The following is a 16,197-nucleotide window of genomic DNA, read 5'->3' as shown; positions in this document are numbered from 1 at the left end:
CGCGCCACGGCCCGTGAAGTGAGCCCCGGAGTCGGAGGCGCTACCTCCCCGTCGGGCGAGCCCCGGGCCGGACGGCACCCACCCGACCCGGTAGTCGTCGCCCGGCCTGACAGCGGCTGCCACCTGCGATGGAGGCCGGCACCCTGTGGTCACCGGGCGGGGGCGCCGCTACCCTCTCCTGCATGTCCGCCACCCCCCTCCTCGACGAACTGCGCGCCGCGCTCGGTGAGGCCGCCGTGCTGACCGACCCGGACCTGCTGCGGATGCACCAGCGGGACGAGGCCGACCTCTGCGACGCCGGCATGCCCCTGGTCGTGGTCCGCCCACGGGACACCGCCGGAGTGGTCGCGGTGGTACGCGCGGCGGCGCGGCACGGCGTACCGGTGGTGCCGCAGGGCGCGCGGACCGGGCTGGCCGGCGCGGCCAACGCGGTCGACGGCGCGGTGGTGGTGACCACCTCGGCCATGGACGCCATCCTGGAGATCGACCCGGTCAGCCGGATCGCCGTGGTGCAGCCCGGGGTGGTCAACGCCACCCTGGCCGGCGCGGTCCGTCGGCAGGGGCTCTACTACCCGCCCGACCCGGGTTCCTGGGAGTCGTCCACCATCGGCGGCAACGTGGCCACCAACGCCGGCGGCATGTGCTGCGTCAAGTACGGCGTGACCACGGAGTACGTACTCGGCCTGGAGGTGGTGCTCGCCTCCGGCGAGGTGCTGCGCACCGGGCGGCGGACGGCCAAGGGCGTCGCCGGTTACGACCTGACCCGCCTCTTCGTCGGCTCGGAGGGCACGCTCGGGATCATCACCGAGGTGACCCTGGCGCTACGGCCCGCCCCGGAGGAGTCGCTGACCCTGGTCGCGGTCTTCGACTCCACCGCCGACGCGGGCACGGCGGTCGCCGGGATCGCCGCGCAGGGCCTGAGCCCGAGCCTGCTGGAACTGCTCGACCGGACCCACCTTCAGGCGATCGAGGCGTACCAGCCGATGGGGTTGCGCACCGACGCCGAGGCGCTGCTGCTCGCGGCGGCCGACACCGGTCCCCGGGCCGCCGAGGACCTGGCCCGGCTGGAGAAGGTCTGCGAGGCGGCCGGCGCGTCCGAGGTGTACGCCGCCACGGACGCCGTGGAGGCGGCGGCGCTGCTCCAGGCCCGGCGGCTGGCCTACCCGGCGATGGAGGCGTTCGCCGCCCGGTCGTACCCGGCGGGCAACGGCGGGCTGATCCTCGACGACGTGGCGGTGCCACGTGGCGCGCTCGCCGCGCTGCTCGACGGGGTGGCCCGGATCGCCGCCGGGTGTGACGTGCCGATCGGCGTGGTGGGACACGCCGGGGACGGCAACATGCACCCCATCATCGTGGTCGACCGGGCCGACCCGGCCAGCCTGGAGCAGGGCCGCCGGGCCTTCGACGAGATCATGCGGCTCGGCCTGGAGCTGGGTGGCACCTGCACCGGCGAGCACGGGGTGGGCCTGCTCAAGCGGGACTGGCTGGCCCGCGAGATCGGCCCGGTCGGCGTCCGGGTGCACCACGCGATCAAGGCGGCGCTCGACCCGGACGGCCTGTTCAACCCCGGCAAGGTGTTCTGACCGCCGGAGGGGGCGGTGGTCAGTACGGGGCGGGCAGCCCGCTCAGGTCGCTGTCCGTGCCCCGGTCGGCGGCGAAGCCCCGGACGTCGGGCGCGCCGAGCCGGGCCGCGTCGGCGGTGGCGTCGTCCGGCATCCGCTGCGACTGCCGTTCCGCCTCCACCCGGGCCCGGTAGTGCGCGACCTCGCGGGCCCGCACGTCCGCGTCCCAGCCGAGCACCGCGCCCATCAGCTCGGCCGTGTGCTCCGCCGACTCCAGCCCCCGGTGGGTGGTCTCGAAAGAGATCCGGGTGCGACGGGTGAGCACGTCCTCCAGGTGCAGGGCGCCCTCCGCCTGCGCCGCGTAGGTGACCTCGGCGGCCAGGTACTCGGGGGCACCGGCGAGCGGGGCGGCGAGCAGCGGATCCGCCGCGATCAGGGCGAGCAGGTCCAGGGTGAGGCTGCCGTACCGTTCCAGCAGGTGCTCCACCACGCCGACCGGCACCCCGTGCCGGCGGGCCAGGTCGGCCCGGTCCCGCCACATCGCCGCGTACCCGTCCGCGCCGAGCAGCGGCAGGTCGGCGGTGCGGGACGGGCGGACGTTGCCGAGCCGGCGGGCGGCCCGGTCGACCACGTCACCGGCCATCACCCGGTACGTCGTGTACTTCCCGCCGGCCACCAGGAGCAGCCCCAGCATCGGCTCGAACACCGCGTGCTCACGGGAGAGCTTGGAGGTGGAGTCCGCCTCGCCGGAGAGCAGCGGGCGCAGCCCGGCGTAGACGCCCTCGATGTCGTCGGTGGTCAACGGCTTGTCCAGCACCGTGTTGACCTGTTGCAGCAGGTAGTCGATGTCCCGCGCGGAGGCGGCCGGATGCGAACGGTCCAGCCGCCAGTCCGTGTCGGTGGTGCCGATGATCCAGTGCCCGCCCCACGGGATGACGAAGAGCACCGAGGTCGGCGTCCGCAGGATCAACCCGGTCTCGCCGGTGATCGCCGAGCGGGGCACCACGAGGTGCACCCCCTTGGAGGCGCGGACCCGCAGACCGGGGCGGAGGCCCACGTCGTTGAGCATCCGGGACATGTCGTCGCTCCACACGCCGGTGGCGGCGATGACCGTACGCGCGTGCACCTCGAACTCGGCGTCCGGTGAGCCGGGGGGCGCCTCCAGGTCGCGGACGCGTACCCCGGTCACCTCCCGGGCCTGCCGGATCAGGCCGACGGCGCGGGCGCTGGTCACCATCGTCGCGCCGAGGCTCGCCGCGGTGCGGGCCAGGGTGACCACCAGCCGGGCGTCGTCCACCTGCCCGTCGAAGTAGCGGATCGCGCCGGCCACCTGGTCGGCCCGCAGGCTCGGGAAGGCCCGCCGGGTGCCCTCGCGGCTCAGGTGCCGGTGCAGCGGCATGCCCCGGCCGCCGCCGAAGAGGCCGGCGAAGGCGTCGTACGCGGCCACGCCGGTGCCGTAGTAGGCCCGCCGCCAGACGCGGGCCGGCAGGTCGCGCACCCCACCGCCGTCCGGCAGCGGCACCAGGATCGGCACCGGACGGACCAGGTGCGGCGCGAGCCGGGTGGCGAGCAGCCCCCGCTCGGTGAGCGCCTCGTGCACCAGGCCGAACTCCAGCTGCTCCAGGTAGCGCAGGCCACCGTGGATCAGCTTGCTGGAGCGGCTGGACGTGCCGGCGGCGAAGTCCCGCGCCTCGACCAGGGCCACCTTGAGGCCCCGGGACGCGGCGTCCAGGGCGGCGCCCGCACCCGTCACCCCACCTCCGATGACCAGGACGTCGAACCGCTCGGCGCGGAGGCGGCGCAGGTCGGCGGCCCGCCGGACGGGCGAGAGCTGACCGGCGACGGTACGGGAGATGTTGGGGTCACGCACCCGTTCACGGTATCGGGACCGGCGGTCGACGGCACACCCCGAACCCGTCTGCGTACCGTACGGGCATGCAGCCCGTGTATCCGCCCGCACCTCCCCTCCCGCCGTCGACGGTGCCGCCGCCCGGGCCGCTGCCGGTGGTCGCGGCCGTCCTGGTCGGTTGCTGGACGGTCGCGGCGGTCCTGCTGCCCCAGCTCGTCGGCTGGATTGCCGAGCAGATACTGCTCGCCAGCGGGCTCCACCAGCCGGTCTGGATCTGGCCGGTGGTCTCCCTGGTCACCGTCGTCGCGGTCGGGGTGCCCGCGCTGCTGCTGGCCCTGCTGCCGCGCTCCGGGGCGGTCCGCGCCACCGGTAGGGCCTGGCTAGCCGGGGCGGTGGCGCTCGGTGTGCTCGGGCTGCTCCGGATGATCCCGGCCGTGCACCACGAGGCGTACCTCGCCGCGCTCGCCCTGGTCGCCGCGCTGACCGCCGTGATCGCCGCCCGCCTGCTGCGCGCCGACACCACCGCCGGTTCGGTCGGGCGGGACGGCACCGCCGGGGTCACCCCGCTCGCGGTCGCCGCCGGGCTGGTCCTGCTGCTGCCCTGGCTCTGGCTGGGCGCACTCGGCGGGCTGCTGGAGACGGTGCTCGCCGCGCTCGCCGCCACGGCGGTCGGTGTCGTCGCCGGGGTCCTGCTCGACGTCGGCTTCTGGGCCCGATTCGGGGCCGGCCGGCCCACCCGTCCGGCGCTGCTGGTGCTGGGCGGCGGCTCGGTGGCCGGGGTGACGTTGCTGCTGCTCGCCGCCGGCACCGGCCACTCCGGTGCGCAGCTCGCCATGCTGCTGACCCTGCCGCCGGTCGGGTTCCTGCTCGGCGCGCTCCAGGCGCCCACCGATACGGGCGGACGGCCGACCGGTCGCGCCCCGGTGCGCTGGCTGGTCGGGCTGGGCGTGTTCGGTCCGCTGGCCTTCACCGACCCGGAGGAGGTCACCCTGCTGCTGAGCACCACCCGGGACGTGCCGTTCTGGGTGATGGTCACCGCCGGGGTCGGTCTGGCCGTCGCGCTCGTGCTCTCCGTCGGGTACGGCGTGCTGCTGCCGCGCCGCGTGCCGGGGCGACGGTTCGCCACGGCGGCCGTGGCCGTCCTGCTGGTGGCGGGCACCCTGGTGTACGCCGTACCGGGCCAGCCGGGGCTGCACGGCGAGCGCCTGCTGGTGGTGCTGCGGCAGCAGGCCGACCTACGGGACGTCCCGGCCACCCCGGGGGCGGCCGGACGGGACGCCCGGGTCCGCGAGGTCTACCGCCGGTTGGTCGACACCGCCGACCGTACCCAGGCCGACCTGCGCCGGGAACTGGACCGGCTGCGGCTTGCGCACACCCCGTACTACCTGGTCAACGCGATTGAGGTGGACGGCGGCCCAGCGGTGCGGGCCTGGCTGTCGAGCCGACCGGAGGTGGACCGGGTGCTGGTGAGCCAGCGGTTGCGTCCACTGCCCGCCCCCGCCGGCACCAGCCGGGGCGACGCCGCCGGACCCACCGGTCCCGAGTGGAACATCCGCATGATCGGGGCGGACCGGGTCTGGTCGGAGCTGGACGTGGACGGCTCCGGGATCACCGTGGGCAGCTCGGACTCCGGCGTGGACGCCGGCCACCCGACACTGGCGGCCGGGTTCCGGGGCGGCGACGACTCCTGGTACGACCCGTGGGAGGGCAGCCGGTCCCCGCGCGACAGGAGCGGACACGGCACCCACACGATGGGCAGCGCGGTGGGGCGGGACGGCATCGGGGTCGCGCCCGGCGCGAACTGGACCGGCTGCGTGAACCTCGACCGCAACCTCGGCAACCCGGCGCACTACCTGGACTGCCTCCAGTTCATGCTGGCCCCCTTCCCGCCCGGTGGTGACCCGTTCACCGACGGTCGGCCCGAACGGGCCCCGCACGTGCTGACCAACTCGTGGGGCTGTCCGACGATCGAGGGCTGCGACCCCCAGGTGCTGCGGCCGGCGACCGCCGCCTTCGACGCGGCCGGGGTGTTCGTGGTGGCCGCTGCCGGCAACACCGGCCCGTACTGCGCCTCGATCGACGACCCGCCGGCTCCGTACGCGGACGTGTTGACCGTCGGCGCGGTGGACCGGTCCCGCCGGGTCACCGAGTTCTCCAGCCGGGGGCCGGTGCCCGGGGTGGCCAAGCCGGACCTGGTCGCGCCCGGTGCCGGGGTGCGCTCGGCGATGCCCGGGGGCGGATACTCCGTCCTGGACGGCACGTCGATGGCGACCCCGCAGGTCGCCGGGGTGGTCGCGCTGATGTGGTCGGCCAATCCGGCCCTCGTCGGCGACGTGGACGGCACCCGGCGCATCCTGCGGGAGACCGCCACCCCGGTCGAGGCGTCGCCCCCACCGGGCGGGGAGGCGACCTCGACGTGCGGTGGTACCGCCAACGTCGCCGGGGCCGGCCTGGTCGACGCCTACGCCGCCGTCCGCGCCGCCGGGGTGTGAGCAGGGGCCCCCTGTTACCGCTTTTTGATGAGGAAGGGCCCCCTGCAACCACCATCGGAACCCCGCCACCACTGCAACCCCACCACCGCTGGAACCCCACCACCCGCTACACCCGTGCCGCAGCCGCCGCACCCCGTGCAGCCGGTACGGCCGGGCCGGTGGCTGCCGTTCCCGCCCCGGGTGGCCTAGGGTCGGCGACCATGGACGACGAGCGGATCAGCGTGACCGAGCTGACCATCGAGCGGCTGCCCGAGGTGGTCGCGCTCTGCCGCCGGGGCCTGGATCTGGCCGAGGACGCCGCCGAGGCCGAGGCCATCGTGGACACCGTGTACGGGCGGGCCCGACTCGACCGGCCGGTGGTCGGGCTGCTGGCCGTACGGGGCACGAAGCCCGTCGGCGTGCTGGTCTGCTCCGTCCCCGAGCGGCCGGATACGGCGTACGGGTGCGTCGACCTGGTGGTGGTCGCACCGGAGGAGCGGCGACGCGGTGTGGGGCGGACGCTGCTGGCGTACGCCGAACGGTGGCTCGCCGAGCGGGGCGCGCGGGAGGTGCTGCTGGCCGGGAACCCGCCGTACTACGCCTGGCCGGGCATCGACGTGCGCTACACCCCGGCGGTCTGCGCCGCGCTGGCGCTGGGCTACCGCCAGGACCGGACCGCCTGGAACATGACCGCCGACCTGTCGTACGACGACTCGCCCGCGCTGCGCTCCACCGTGGAGGCGGAGCGGCGACTGGCCGCGACGGGCGTGACGGTACGCCGGGCGGAACCCGCGGACCTGTCGGCGCTGACCGCGTTCGCCCGCAGCACCTTCGGCGGTGCCTGGGACGGTGAGCTGGTCGGCTCGGTGGGACGCGCCGGGGCGGGGTGTCACGTGGCGTGGCGCGACGGGATGGTGGTGGGCTTCGCCGCCTGGGGGTCGTCCCGCCCGAGCTGGTTCGGGCCGATGGGCACCGATCCGGCGGCGGTCGGTTCGGGCATCGGAGGCGTGTTGCTGCGGCGGTGCCTGCGGGACCAGCGGGACGCGGGGATCGAGCGCGCCCAGATCGGCTGGGTCGGCCCGGTGCCGTTCTACTCGGGCAGCGCGGGAGCACGGATCGAGCGGGTCTTCCTGCTCTACCGGAAGGACGTCGACCCCGATCGCCCCCAAACCGGGCAGGGACCTGAATAGTCCCGTTCCACCCCGGAGCGTGCCGTGGATCTCCTACCGTTTCGGGCAGGAGGAGGCAGTCATGAGGATGGACGACGAACCAGCCGACGACACCGCGCCCCTCGCCTGGGCACCCGTCGGCGACCTGCCCGGCCACCTGCCGATCGACTGGCTGGACTACGGCGACGCCGAACAACTGGTGGAGATGTCCGCCGGCACCGAACCGGCATCCGCTGAACCGTTGGAGATGGTGGACGCGCCCGTCGGAACCGATCCGCCGGACCATCGTCCGGGCCGACGACGCCCCCTGCCGACCTGACCGGAAGGAAGGGGCGACCGCCCGCTCCGGGCCGTGGACGGCGGGTTCGTACGGGACGGGCGGTCACCGGGTCCGCGCCGGAGACGACGGCGGCGACTACCGGACGCCCGACCGTCCACTCCGCGAGCGGACAGCGGAAGGGGCGGACCGCTGACGCGGCCCGCCCCTTCGGCGTGTTTCGGAACCGGACTCAGAAGTCCATGTCCCCGCCACCCGGACCAGCCGGGGCAGCCGGGGTCTTCTCCGGCTTGTCCGCGACGACGGCCTCGGTGGTGAGGAAGAGCGCCGCGATCGACGAGGCGTTCTGCAGCGCCGACCGGGTCACCTTGGCCGGGTCGATGATGCCCGCGGCCAGCAGGTCGACGTACTCACCGGTCGCGGCGTTGAGGCCGTGACCCGGGTCGAGGTTGCGGACCCGCTCGACGACGACGCCACCCTCCAGGCCGGCGTTGACGGCGATCTGCCGCAGCGGGGCGTCCAGCGCGATCTTGACGATCTGCGCGCCGGTCGCCTCGTCGCCGACGAGGTCCAGCTTGTCGAAGGCGGTCTTGCCGGCCTGCACCAGCGCGACGCCACCACCCGGGACGATGCCCTCCTCGACGGCGGCCTTCGCGTTGCGGACGGCGTCCTCGATGCGGTGCTTGCGCTCCTTCAGCTCGACCTCGGTGGCCGCGCCGACCTTGATCACCGCAACGCCACCGGCCAGCTTGGCCAGCCGCTCCTGCAGCTTCTCCCGGTCGTAGTCGGAGTCGCTCTTGTCGATCTCGGCCCGGATCTGGTTCACCCGGCCCTGGATCTGCTCGGCGTCGCCGGCACCGTCGACGATGGTGGTCTCGTCCTTGGTGACCACGACCTTGCGGGCGCGGCCCAGCATCTCGACGCCGACGGCGTCCAGCTTGAGGCCGACCTCCTCGCTGATGACCTGGCCACCGGTGAGGATGGCGATGTCGCCCAGCATGGCCTTGCGGCGGTCACCGAAGCCCGGCGCCTTGACGGCGACCGACTTGAAGGTGCCCCGGACCTTGTTGACGACCAGGGTCGCCAGGGCCTCGCCCTCGATGTCCTCGGCGATGATCAGCAGCGGCTTGCCGCCCTGCATGACCTTCTCCAGGATCGGGAGCAGGTCCTTCACCGACGAGATCTTGCTGTTGACGATCAGGATGTACGGGTCGTCGAAGACGGCCTCCATACGCTCCGGGTCGGTCATGAAGTAGGCGGAGATGTAGCCCTTGTCGAAGCGCATGCCCTCGGTGAGCTCAAGCTCCAGGCCGAAGGTGTTGCTCTCCTCGACGGTGATGACGCCTTCCTTGCCGACCTTGTCCATCGCCTCGGCGATGATCTCGCCGACGCTGGCGTCACCGGCCGAGATGGAGGCGGTGGAAGCGATCTGCTCCTTGGTCTCCACGTCCTTGGCGAGCTTGGACAGCTCCTCCGAGACGTTCGCGACCGCGGCCTCGATGCCCCGCTTCAGGGCCATCGGGTTGGCACCGGCGGCCACGTTGCGCAGACCCTCGCGGACGAGGGCCTGGGCCAGGACGGTCGCCGTCGTCGTGCCGTCACCGGCCACGTCGTCGGTCTTCTTGGCGACCTCCTTGACCAGCTCAGCGCCGATCTTCTCGTACGGGTCCTCGAGCTCGATCTCCTTGGCGATGCTCACACCATCGTTGGTGATGGTGGGGGCACCCCACTTCTTCTCGAGCACGACGTTGCGGCCCTTGGGGCCGAGCGTCACCTTCACGGCGTCGGCGAGCTGGTTCATGCCCCGCTCGAGGCCGCGACGGGCCTCCTCGTCGAACGCGATCATCTTGGCCATACGGCGTTGTCCTCCTGGACACTCACGGGCCACCCGAGTGTGTGTCCCGGATGGGCCGCCTGGTGTACGCACCTTGGGACGTCGCCACCTGGCGACGACGACGTCTCCTCGGCCGGGCCGGATAGCCCGCGACGACCGGCCATGTGCCACGCGGCTCGATGCCGCGCGACCGTGGCCCTACCGCCCCGACCATTGGCACTCACGCCATGCGAGTGCCAATGACTTGTTTAGCACTCTCCCCTGCCGAGTGCAAGCACGATGGCTCCGTCCGGCACTCTCACCGGCCGGCCCACGCCGCACTGCGCACGAGAAGATCATGAGCTCGACGGAGAACTCGACCTCTCTGGACACGCCCACTTCATGGTCGACGCGGAGAGGGAGGGAGTGCCGGACGAACGTCAGCCGGCGGAGCGCGGCGACGGCACGGAAGCGAGCGATCCCGGACACGGGGAAGGGTGGGGCCTTGTGCGGCATGTCGGGGTGTCCACGCGGAGGGACACCCCGACATGCCGCGGTTCGCCTCGGACCGACGGCTCGGGTGAGCCGCCGGAACGGGCTGGTGAACGGGGGCGCGCCCGGCTCCGGGAGGGCCGGGTCCGGGCGGGCCTGGAGGGAACGAAGGGAACGGGAGGAACGGGTCAGCCATGGGCCGATGCCGGCACCTGTCCGCCGGGGCGACCGCAGGCCGTGCCGGTCGTGGTGGCGACACCTCAGCGTCGCCTCACGGAGTCAGCTCAGGCGATGACGCGCACCCGCTCGGCCTGCGGACCCTTCTGCCCCTGAGCGATCTCGAACTCGACCCGCTGCCCGTCGTCCAGCGCCTTGTAGCCGTCCATCTCGATCGCGGAGAAGTGGACGAAGACGTCCTGTCCTCCGTCGACGGCGATGAAGCCGTAGCCCTTTTCGGCGTTGAACCACTTGACGGTGCCTTGCGCCACGGTGCACTTCCTCACTTCGCTGGGCGACACGCAACCCCCGACGCCGGTCCGATCGACATCGGGACCACCGCTTTCCTCACCGGCCCGGAGCGGCCGATGTTCGGTGACCGAAATCGCACGCTACACGAAGCGTGACGACAGCGCACGACCACAAACCAGGGCATAGCGGACTGGTCTCGACCCGGGATCGCATCGGCGGCCATCGTTGCGGTAGGCATTCGGACATGACGCGGAATCCGGCCAGGTCGACGGCGTGCGCACCCATCGTCCGCAGGGTCCGCCCGGCCGACGCCGCCCGGATGCGAGCCCTGCGGTTGGAGATGCTCGCGGACGCTCCGCTGGCCTTCCTGGAGACCCTCGCGGACGCCGCCGCCCGCCCGCACGCCGAGTACGCCGCCCGGATCGCGTACACCTCGACCGGCTCGCACACCGCGCAGTTCGTCGCCGACCCCGGTGGCCGCCTGGTCGGGCACGCCGGGGGTGTCGCCTCACCGCACGAGGCGGGCCTGACCGTGGTCTTCGGGGTCTACGTCACCCCCGCCTGGCGCGGCACCCGCCTGCTCGCCGACCTGATCGACGAGGTCGGTCGCTGGTCACGGGCGTGCGGACGACCGGAGCTGATGCTGGAGGTGGTGATCGGCAACGACCGCGCCTACCGGTCGTACCTGCGGCTGGGCTTCACCGACACCGGGGTACGCGTGCCGCACCCCACGATTCCGTCGATGCGGGAACTCCAGATGCGCCGCGCCGCCTGAGGGGATGCCGCCTGCGGGGATGCCGCCTTCACGCACGCGCTGCCCGCGGGCGGCGGCAGCCCTGCCGCGCGCACCGCGAGGTGGTTGCAGGGGACCCTTCCTACGCAAAAAACGGTAAGAAGGGTCCCCTGCTACCAACCCAGCCGGGTGGGCTGCCGAGCCAGCCCGCTGGGCTGCCGATCGGGTCCGGTCAGGCGGTGTGGCGGCGGCTCTGCACCACGCGGAACCGGTTCGCCACGTACGCGCCGTCGGTGAGGGCGGCGTTGGCGGCCGGGTTGGCGCCGCTGGCGTGGAAGTCGGAGTACGCCGCCGACTGGTTGACGAAGACCCCGCCGGTCAGGTTGCAGGACAGGTGCACCCCGACCTCGATCGCCGCCGCCTCGGCCGCGTCGAGCACCGCCTCGTCGGTGGAGTAGACGGCGGCGGTCAGCGCGCCCTTCCGGCCCACCGTGGTCCGGAGGATCTCCAGGCTCTGCGCGGTCGAGCCGGTGGCGATGACGAACGAGACCGGGCCGAACCACTCCCGGCCGTACGTCGCCGTGGCGTCCGCGTCGAGCTTGACGATGGTCGGCGTACGCACGACCGCGTCCGGGTGCGCCGGGTGCGGCAGCGGACGCGACTCCAGTACGACGTCACCGAGCTTGGCCGCCTCGTCCAGCCGCTCCAGCACCCCGTCGTTGACGATCGCGCCGGTCAGCTCGACGGCGCGGGCCGGGTCGGCGGTGAGCTTGCCCACCGCCCCGGCGATCCCGGCGGCCACCTCGTCGAAGCTCTTGTGCCCCTGGTCGGTGGCGATGCCGTCGGCCGGGATGAGGATGTTCTGCGAGGTGGTGCACATCTGGCCGCTGTAGAGCACCAGGGTGAACCCGAGGTTGCGGCACATGCCGGCGAAGTCGTCGGTGGAGTCGATCACCACCGTGTTCAGTCCGGCCTTCTCGGTGTAGACCGAGGCCTGGCGGGCGTGCTGCTCCAGCCAGTCGCCGTACTCGGTGGAGCCGGTGAAGTCGACGATCTTGACAGCCGGGTGCAGGGCCAGGTCGGAGGCGAGCTTCTCGCCCGGGGACTCGGCGGCGAGCAGCACCAGGTTCGGGTCGAACCCGGCCTCGGCGAGCACCTCACGGGCCACCTGGACGGTGATCGCCAGGGGCAGCACCGCGCGCGGGTGCGGCTTCACCAGCACCGGGTTGCCGGTGACCAGCGAGGCGAAGAGACCGGGGTACGAGTTCCAGGTCGGGAACGTGTTGCAGCCGATCACCAGCGCCAGGCCCCGGGGCACCACGTGGAACGTCTTGGTCATCCGCAGCGGGTCGCCCTTGCCGGCGGGCTTCTCCCACCGGGCCGTCGCCGGGTGCCGGGTCATCTCCGCGTACGCGTACGCGATCGCCTCCAGCGCCCGGTCGAACGCGTGCGCCCCACCGGCCTGGAACGCCATCACGAAGGCCTGCCCGCTGGTGTACTGCACCGCGTTGGCCAGCTCGAAGATCCGCTTGTGCAGGCGGGACAGGATCTCCAGGCAGACCCCCGCGCGGGCCTGCGGGCCGGCGTCCCGCCAGGCGGGCAGGGCGGCGGAGGCGGCGGTCACCAGCTCGTCGACCCGGGCGTGCGGGTAGCGCACGCCCAGCGTCACCCCGAACGGGCTCGCCTCGGTGGCGATCCGGTCGCCGGTGCCCGGCTGGTCGAGCGGGAAGTCGCCGTCCAGGTACGCCTCGAAGGCGGCCCGGCCCTCGGCCGCGGCGGTCTCGCCGTACACGCGGGGGCTGGGGGACTCGGGGTAGGCGGACCAGTACCCGCGCTCGGAGATCGCGGTCAGCGCCCGGGTGAGGGTGTCGGCGTGCGTGGCGTACAGGGGATGCGGGGTCTCCGTCATGCCGCCATCATGCCGCAGGCCGGGAGGAGTCGGTAAGGGCCGTGAGCCGAGTCGGCGCGGGCCGTGGGCCGGCTGGCCGGGCTCGGCCCGCAGGGCCCATCCTGGAGCCGTGCGGCAGCGGACGTCGACCACGCTCACCTGGCTCAACGGCACCACGCCGGCCGGGCTGGCGTTGGCGGTCCTGGCCCGTACCACCCGGCGGCGCACCCCGGACGGAATCGTCGTCGCCGGGGGCTACCGGTTGCCGGTGCCGAGGCAGCGGTGCTTCACGGTCGGCTCGGTGGTGCTGACCCGTCGCCCGCCCGAGTGGCTGCTGCACCCGGGCCGCGCCGACCTGCTCGCCCACGAGCGGCGGCACATCGACCAGTACGCGCTGCTCGGGCCGCTCTTCTGGCCGGCGTACTGGCTCGCCTGCGTGTGGTCGTACGCGCTGACCGGCACCTACGGCTGCGGCAACGTCTTCGAGCGGCGGGCCGGCCTGGCCGCCGGCGGATATCCCGAGCCGACCCTGCGACCGTGGGCGGCGGCCCTGCTCCGCCGGTCACCGGGCACCGCCGGCGCCGGCGCCGGGATCGTCGCCGCGACCCGGACCGCCGGTCGCGGACCTGTCGGACGTACGGTCAGATGTCGAGCTGCCAGTTGGTCCAGGCGTCGACGGCGCGGAAGCCGAGCTGCTCGTTGATCGCGATCATGTGCTTGTTGTCGGCGGCGTTCCAGGTGTCGATCTCGCGCAGCTCCGGCTCGTGCGCCAGCACGTACCGGAGATTCTCGATCTTGGTGAGCAGACCGAGCCGGCACCCCCGGTGCGCCGGGTCCACGATGGTGATCTGCTGGTCGGCGTGCCGTGGGACGGACGGCACCACGACGATCATCGACCAGGCGACCAGCCGGCCACTCGCCTCGTGCACCACTCCGCAGTGGTAGGGGGACCGCCCCCGGGCCGTCAGCACCCGCTCGACGCCCCGGACCCGTTCCGCGTCGACGCGCTCCGGTTCGAGCACTAGGTCCCCGGTGGGCGAGTCGGTCACGAGGCGGCTGTCCAGGTAGCCCACGTCGGCGACGTACTCCTCGGGGGTGACGGCCTGCCAGGTGACCGTGCGGTATCCGGTGGCCCGCTCGCGCGCGTCGGCCAGCAGCGCGTCGTGGGCGGCGTGGTCCGCCTGGTCGACCACCAGCCGGCGGCGTACCTCGCCCAGTGCCGGCTGCGCACCCAGCGCGGCGGCGAACCGCGCGCCGACGGCCGGCCGGTCCGGCCCCTCGGGCAGCGGCCCGACCGTCGCCGCGATGATCCGCTTCCGGCCCAGCTCGCGCAGCACCCGCACGGCGTGCCCGTACAGCGCCCGCCCGACGCCGCGCCGCCGGAACGCCGGGTGCACGACCAGTTCGAGGCTGGCGTTGTTGACGTTCTCCGCCTGCGGCAGGTACAGGACCAGGTAGCCCACGCTGACGTCGTCGAGGGTGGCCAGCGCCATCCGGAGCGACCTGCTGGGCATCGGGTGCCGGATCCCGCCCTCGAACTGCTGCCGGGACAGCTGCGGGAAATCCGGCAGGTCGACGGCCTGCGCGGCGGCGGCCACCTGGAACGCCGCGTCGATCGCGGTCTGGTCGGACTTGTCGAACGACGCGATGGCGATGCTCATGTCGACGAGGGTGCGCCGCCGGAACGGCAACGGGCCAGCGATTTAATCGCTGGCCCGGGAAGCTTTGGTCGGGAGGGACGGTCGCACAACGCCTCCGGCGTTGGGTCGTAAGGCTTGAAAAGTCTTCGGCGAACGCCCTCCCGCAGGAAGCATCCTGCGCCTGACCGGTTACTGGCGTCAAGTCCCTGGAGGGTGGTTTTTCGTACCCTGGGCGAACGGTCGGTTACCCGACGGATCGGCCCGATCCCCCTTTCGGGCGGGTCGGGGTGATCCGTCGGGACGACCAGCAGGTCAGCCGAGTAGACCGGCGTCGCGGGCGGCGCGCAGCGACGGCTTGATCCGGTGGGTCGGGCCGACCTGGCCGGCGACCGCGTCGATGGTCTTCAGACCCTCGCCGGTGTTGAAGACCACCGTCTCGGCGGTCGGGTCCAGCCGGCCCGAGGCGACCAGCTTGCGGAGCACCGCGACGGTCACCCCGCCGGCCGTCTCGGCGAAGACCCCGGTGGTACGGGCCAGCAGCCGGATCGCCGCGCGGATCTCCTCGTCGTCGGCGTAGTCCATCCACCCACCGGTACGCCGCACCGCCTCCAGCGCGTAGAGGCCGGCCGCCGGGTCGCCGATGTTCAGCGACTTCGCGATCCCGGTCGGCTTGACCGGGGTGATGGTGTCGGTGTCGGCGTGCAGCGCGGTGGCGATCGGGTTGCAGCCGGCCGACTGGGCGCCGAAGACCTTCCAGCCGCCGGCCGGGGCCTCCACCAGCCCGATCTCGACCAGCTCGCTGAACGCCTTGTCGACCTTGGTGAGCAGCTCGCCACTGGCCATCGGGATGACCACCTGCGCCGGGATCCGCCAGCCGAGCTGCTCGGCCACCTCGTACCCGAGGGTCTTCGACCCCTCGGCGTAGTAGGGGCGGACGTTGACGTTGACGAACGCGGTGTCCTCGAACTCGTCGGTCTCGACCAGTTCGCCGCAGAGGCGGTTCACGTCGTCGTACGAGCCGTCGATGGCGACCAGTTCGCCGCCATAGACGGCGGTGGTGACCACCTTGCCCTGTTCCAGGTCACCCGGGATGAACACCACCGAGGGCACCCCGGCGCGGGCGGCGTGCGCGGCGACGGAGTTGGCCAGGTTGCCGGTCGAGGCGCAGGCGAAGCGGGTGAAGCCGAGGGCCCGGGCGGCGGTCAGGGCCACCGAGACCACCCGGTCCTTGAACGAGTGGGTCGGGTTGGCGCTGTCGTCCTTGATCCAGAGCGGGGCGGTGATGCCCAGTTCGGCGGCGAGGTTGCCGGCGGCGACCAGCGGGGTGAGCCCCGGGTCGAGGGTGACCCGGGTGGTCGGGTCCTGGCCGGCGGGGAGGAGGGCGGCGTACCGCCACAGGTTCTGCGGCCCGGCCTCGATCTGCTCCCGGGTGACCCGGGCCAGCGCGGCGGTGTCGTAGTCGACCTCCAGCGGCCCGAAGCACTCGTAGCAGGCGTGCTGGGCGGCGAGCGGGTAACGCGCCGAACAGGCGCGACAGACCAGGGCGCGGGCCGGGCTGGCGGTGGTGTCGATACCGGGGGCGACGATCGCCGACGTCATGTCGAGGGGTCCTCTCATCTTTCCCCGCGTCGCACCCTGCGGCGGGGACGGATTTGGCACCTGCCCCGTCGGACGCTCAACTTTGAGCGCACGGGGTGGTTGCCGGGGCGTCGTCGGGCCGTATCCCTCAGCCCCTCTGGATGAGGTATTCAGTTGTGCCTGCGAGCATACGCACAGCCCAACCCGCGTCCGCTTCCCCTTCCCACCCTGTGAGCCAGTCCACCCGCCGGAGCGCG

12 protein-coding genes and 1 riboswitch are annotated in these 16,197 nt (G+C 73.2%); of the genes, 6 read left to right on the top strand and 6 right to left on the bottom strand.

What is annotated here, in order from left to right; genetic code table 11:
* Nucleotides 1–182: 182 nt before the first annotated feature.
* On the top strand, nucleotides 183–1,583 hold the full coding sequence (locus tag GA0070618_RS12965) for an FAD-binding oxidoreductase (protein ID WP_088981855.1): 1,401 nt from the start codon (nucleotides 183–185) through the stop codon (nucleotides 1,581–1,583).
* Nucleotides 1,584–1,602: 19 nt separating this feature from the next.
* Here GA0070618_RS12965 and GA0070618_RS12960 read toward each other — a convergent pair whose 3' ends face one another.
* Nucleotides 1,603–3,417, bottom strand: a complete 1,815-nt coding sequence (locus GA0070618_RS12960; protein ID WP_088985490.1) for a glycerol-3-phosphate dehydrogenase/oxidase — start codon at nucleotides 3,415–3,417, stop codon at nucleotides 1,603–1,605.
* An 80-nt stretch (nucleotides 3,418–3,497) separates the two neighbouring features.
* Between GA0070618_RS12960 and GA0070618_RS12955 the strand changes: the two genes are divergently transcribed.
* From GA0070618_RS12955 to GA0070618_RS12945, 3 genes are all read left to right on the top strand, one after another.
* Nucleotides 3,498–5,903 (top strand): S8 family serine peptidase, encoded by a 2,406-nt coding sequence (locus tag GA0070618_RS12955; protein WP_088981854.1) that lies wholly within the window; start codon nucleotides 3,498–3,500, stop codon nucleotides 5,901–5,903.
* A gap of 200 nt (nucleotides 5,904–6,103) precedes the next feature.
* Nucleotides 6,104–7,072, top strand: a complete 969-nt coding sequence (locus tag GA0070618_RS12950; protein ID WP_088981853.1) for a GNAT family N-acetyltransferase — start codon at nucleotides 6,104–6,106, stop codon at nucleotides 7,070–7,072.
* A gap of 61 nt (nucleotides 7,073–7,133) precedes the next feature.
* The gene (locus tag GA0070618_RS12945) at nucleotides 7,134–7,370 is read left to right on the top strand and encodes a hypothetical protein (protein WP_088985489.1); all 237 of its coding nucleotides are present in this window, start codon (nucleotides 7,134–7,136) and stop codon (nucleotides 7,368–7,370) included.
* Between the two features lie 190 nt (nucleotides 7,371–7,560).
* Here the strand turns inward: GA0070618_RS12945 and groL are convergent, their stop codons facing one another.
* Nucleotides 7,561–9,183 (bottom strand): chaperonin GroEL, encoded by a 1,623-nt coding sequence (gene groL / locus GA0070618_RS12940; RefSeq protein WP_088981852.1) that lies wholly within the window; start codon nucleotides 9,181–9,183, stop codon nucleotides 7,561–7,563.
* Between the two features lie 734 nt (nucleotides 9,184–9,917).
* Complete coding sequence (locus GA0070618_RS12935) at nucleotides 9,918–10,121, bottom strand: cold-shock protein (protein ID WP_013288855.1); 204 nt, start codon at nucleotides 10,119–10,121, stop codon at nucleotides 9,918–9,920.
* 224 nt (nucleotides 10,122–10,345) lie between these two features.
* Here GA0070618_RS12935 and GA0070618_RS12930 point away from each other — a divergent pair, with 224 nt between their 5' ends.
* A complete protein-coding gene (locus tag GA0070618_RS12930; protein WP_088981851.1) occupies nucleotides 10,346–10,876 on the top strand; it encodes a GNAT family N-acetyltransferase in 531 nt (176 codons plus the stop codon).
* A gap of 190 nt (nucleotides 10,877–11,066) precedes the next feature.
* Here the strand turns inward: GA0070618_RS12930 and paaN are convergent, their stop codons facing one another.
* Nucleotides 11,067–12,743, bottom strand: a complete 1,677-nt coding sequence (gene paaN / locus GA0070618_RS12925) for a phenylacetic acid degradation protein PaaN (protein ID WP_088981850.1) — start codon at nucleotides 12,741–12,743, stop codon at nucleotides 11,067–11,069.
* Between the two features lie 109 nt (nucleotides 12,744–12,852).
* On the opposite strand from paaN, the gene GA0070618_RS12920 reads away from it, so the two are divergent.
* Complete coding sequence (locus tag GA0070618_RS12920; RefSeq protein WP_197701756.1) at nucleotides 12,853–13,425, top strand: hypothetical protein; 573 nt, start codon at nucleotides 12,853–12,855, stop codon at nucleotides 13,423–13,425.
* On the opposite strand, the gene GA0070618_RS12915 is transcribed toward GA0070618_RS12920, so the two are convergent.
* Both GA0070618_RS12915 and thrC read right to left on the bottom strand, forming a co-directional pair.
* Nucleotides 13,364–14,383 (bottom strand): GNAT family N-acetyltransferase, encoded by a 1,020-nt coding sequence (locus GA0070618_RS12915; RefSeq protein ID WP_088981849.1) that lies wholly within the window; start codon nucleotides 14,381–14,383, stop codon nucleotides 13,364–13,366. The genes GA0070618_RS12920 and GA0070618_RS12915 overlap by 62 nt on opposite strands.
* 291 nt (nucleotides 14,384–14,674) lie before the next feature.
* Nucleotides 14,675–15,961 (bottom strand): threonine synthase, encoded by a 1,287-nt coding sequence (gene thrC / locus GA0070618_RS12910; RefSeq protein WP_088981848.1) that lies wholly within the window; start codon nucleotides 15,959–15,961, stop codon nucleotides 14,675–14,677.
* A gap of 11 nt (nucleotides 15,962–15,972) precedes the next feature.
* Nucleotides 15,973–16,108: riboswitch (SAM riboswitch) on the bottom strand.
* Nucleotides 16,109–16,197 lie beyond the last annotated feature (89 nt).

This window comes from Micromonospora echinospora, from assembly GCF_900091495.1.
Taxonomy (GTDB): Bacteria; Actinomycetota; Actinomycetes; order Mycobacteriales; family Micromonosporaceae; genus Micromonospora; species Micromonospora echinospora.
This window is presented reverse-complemented; position numbering and strand designations above follow the sequence as displayed.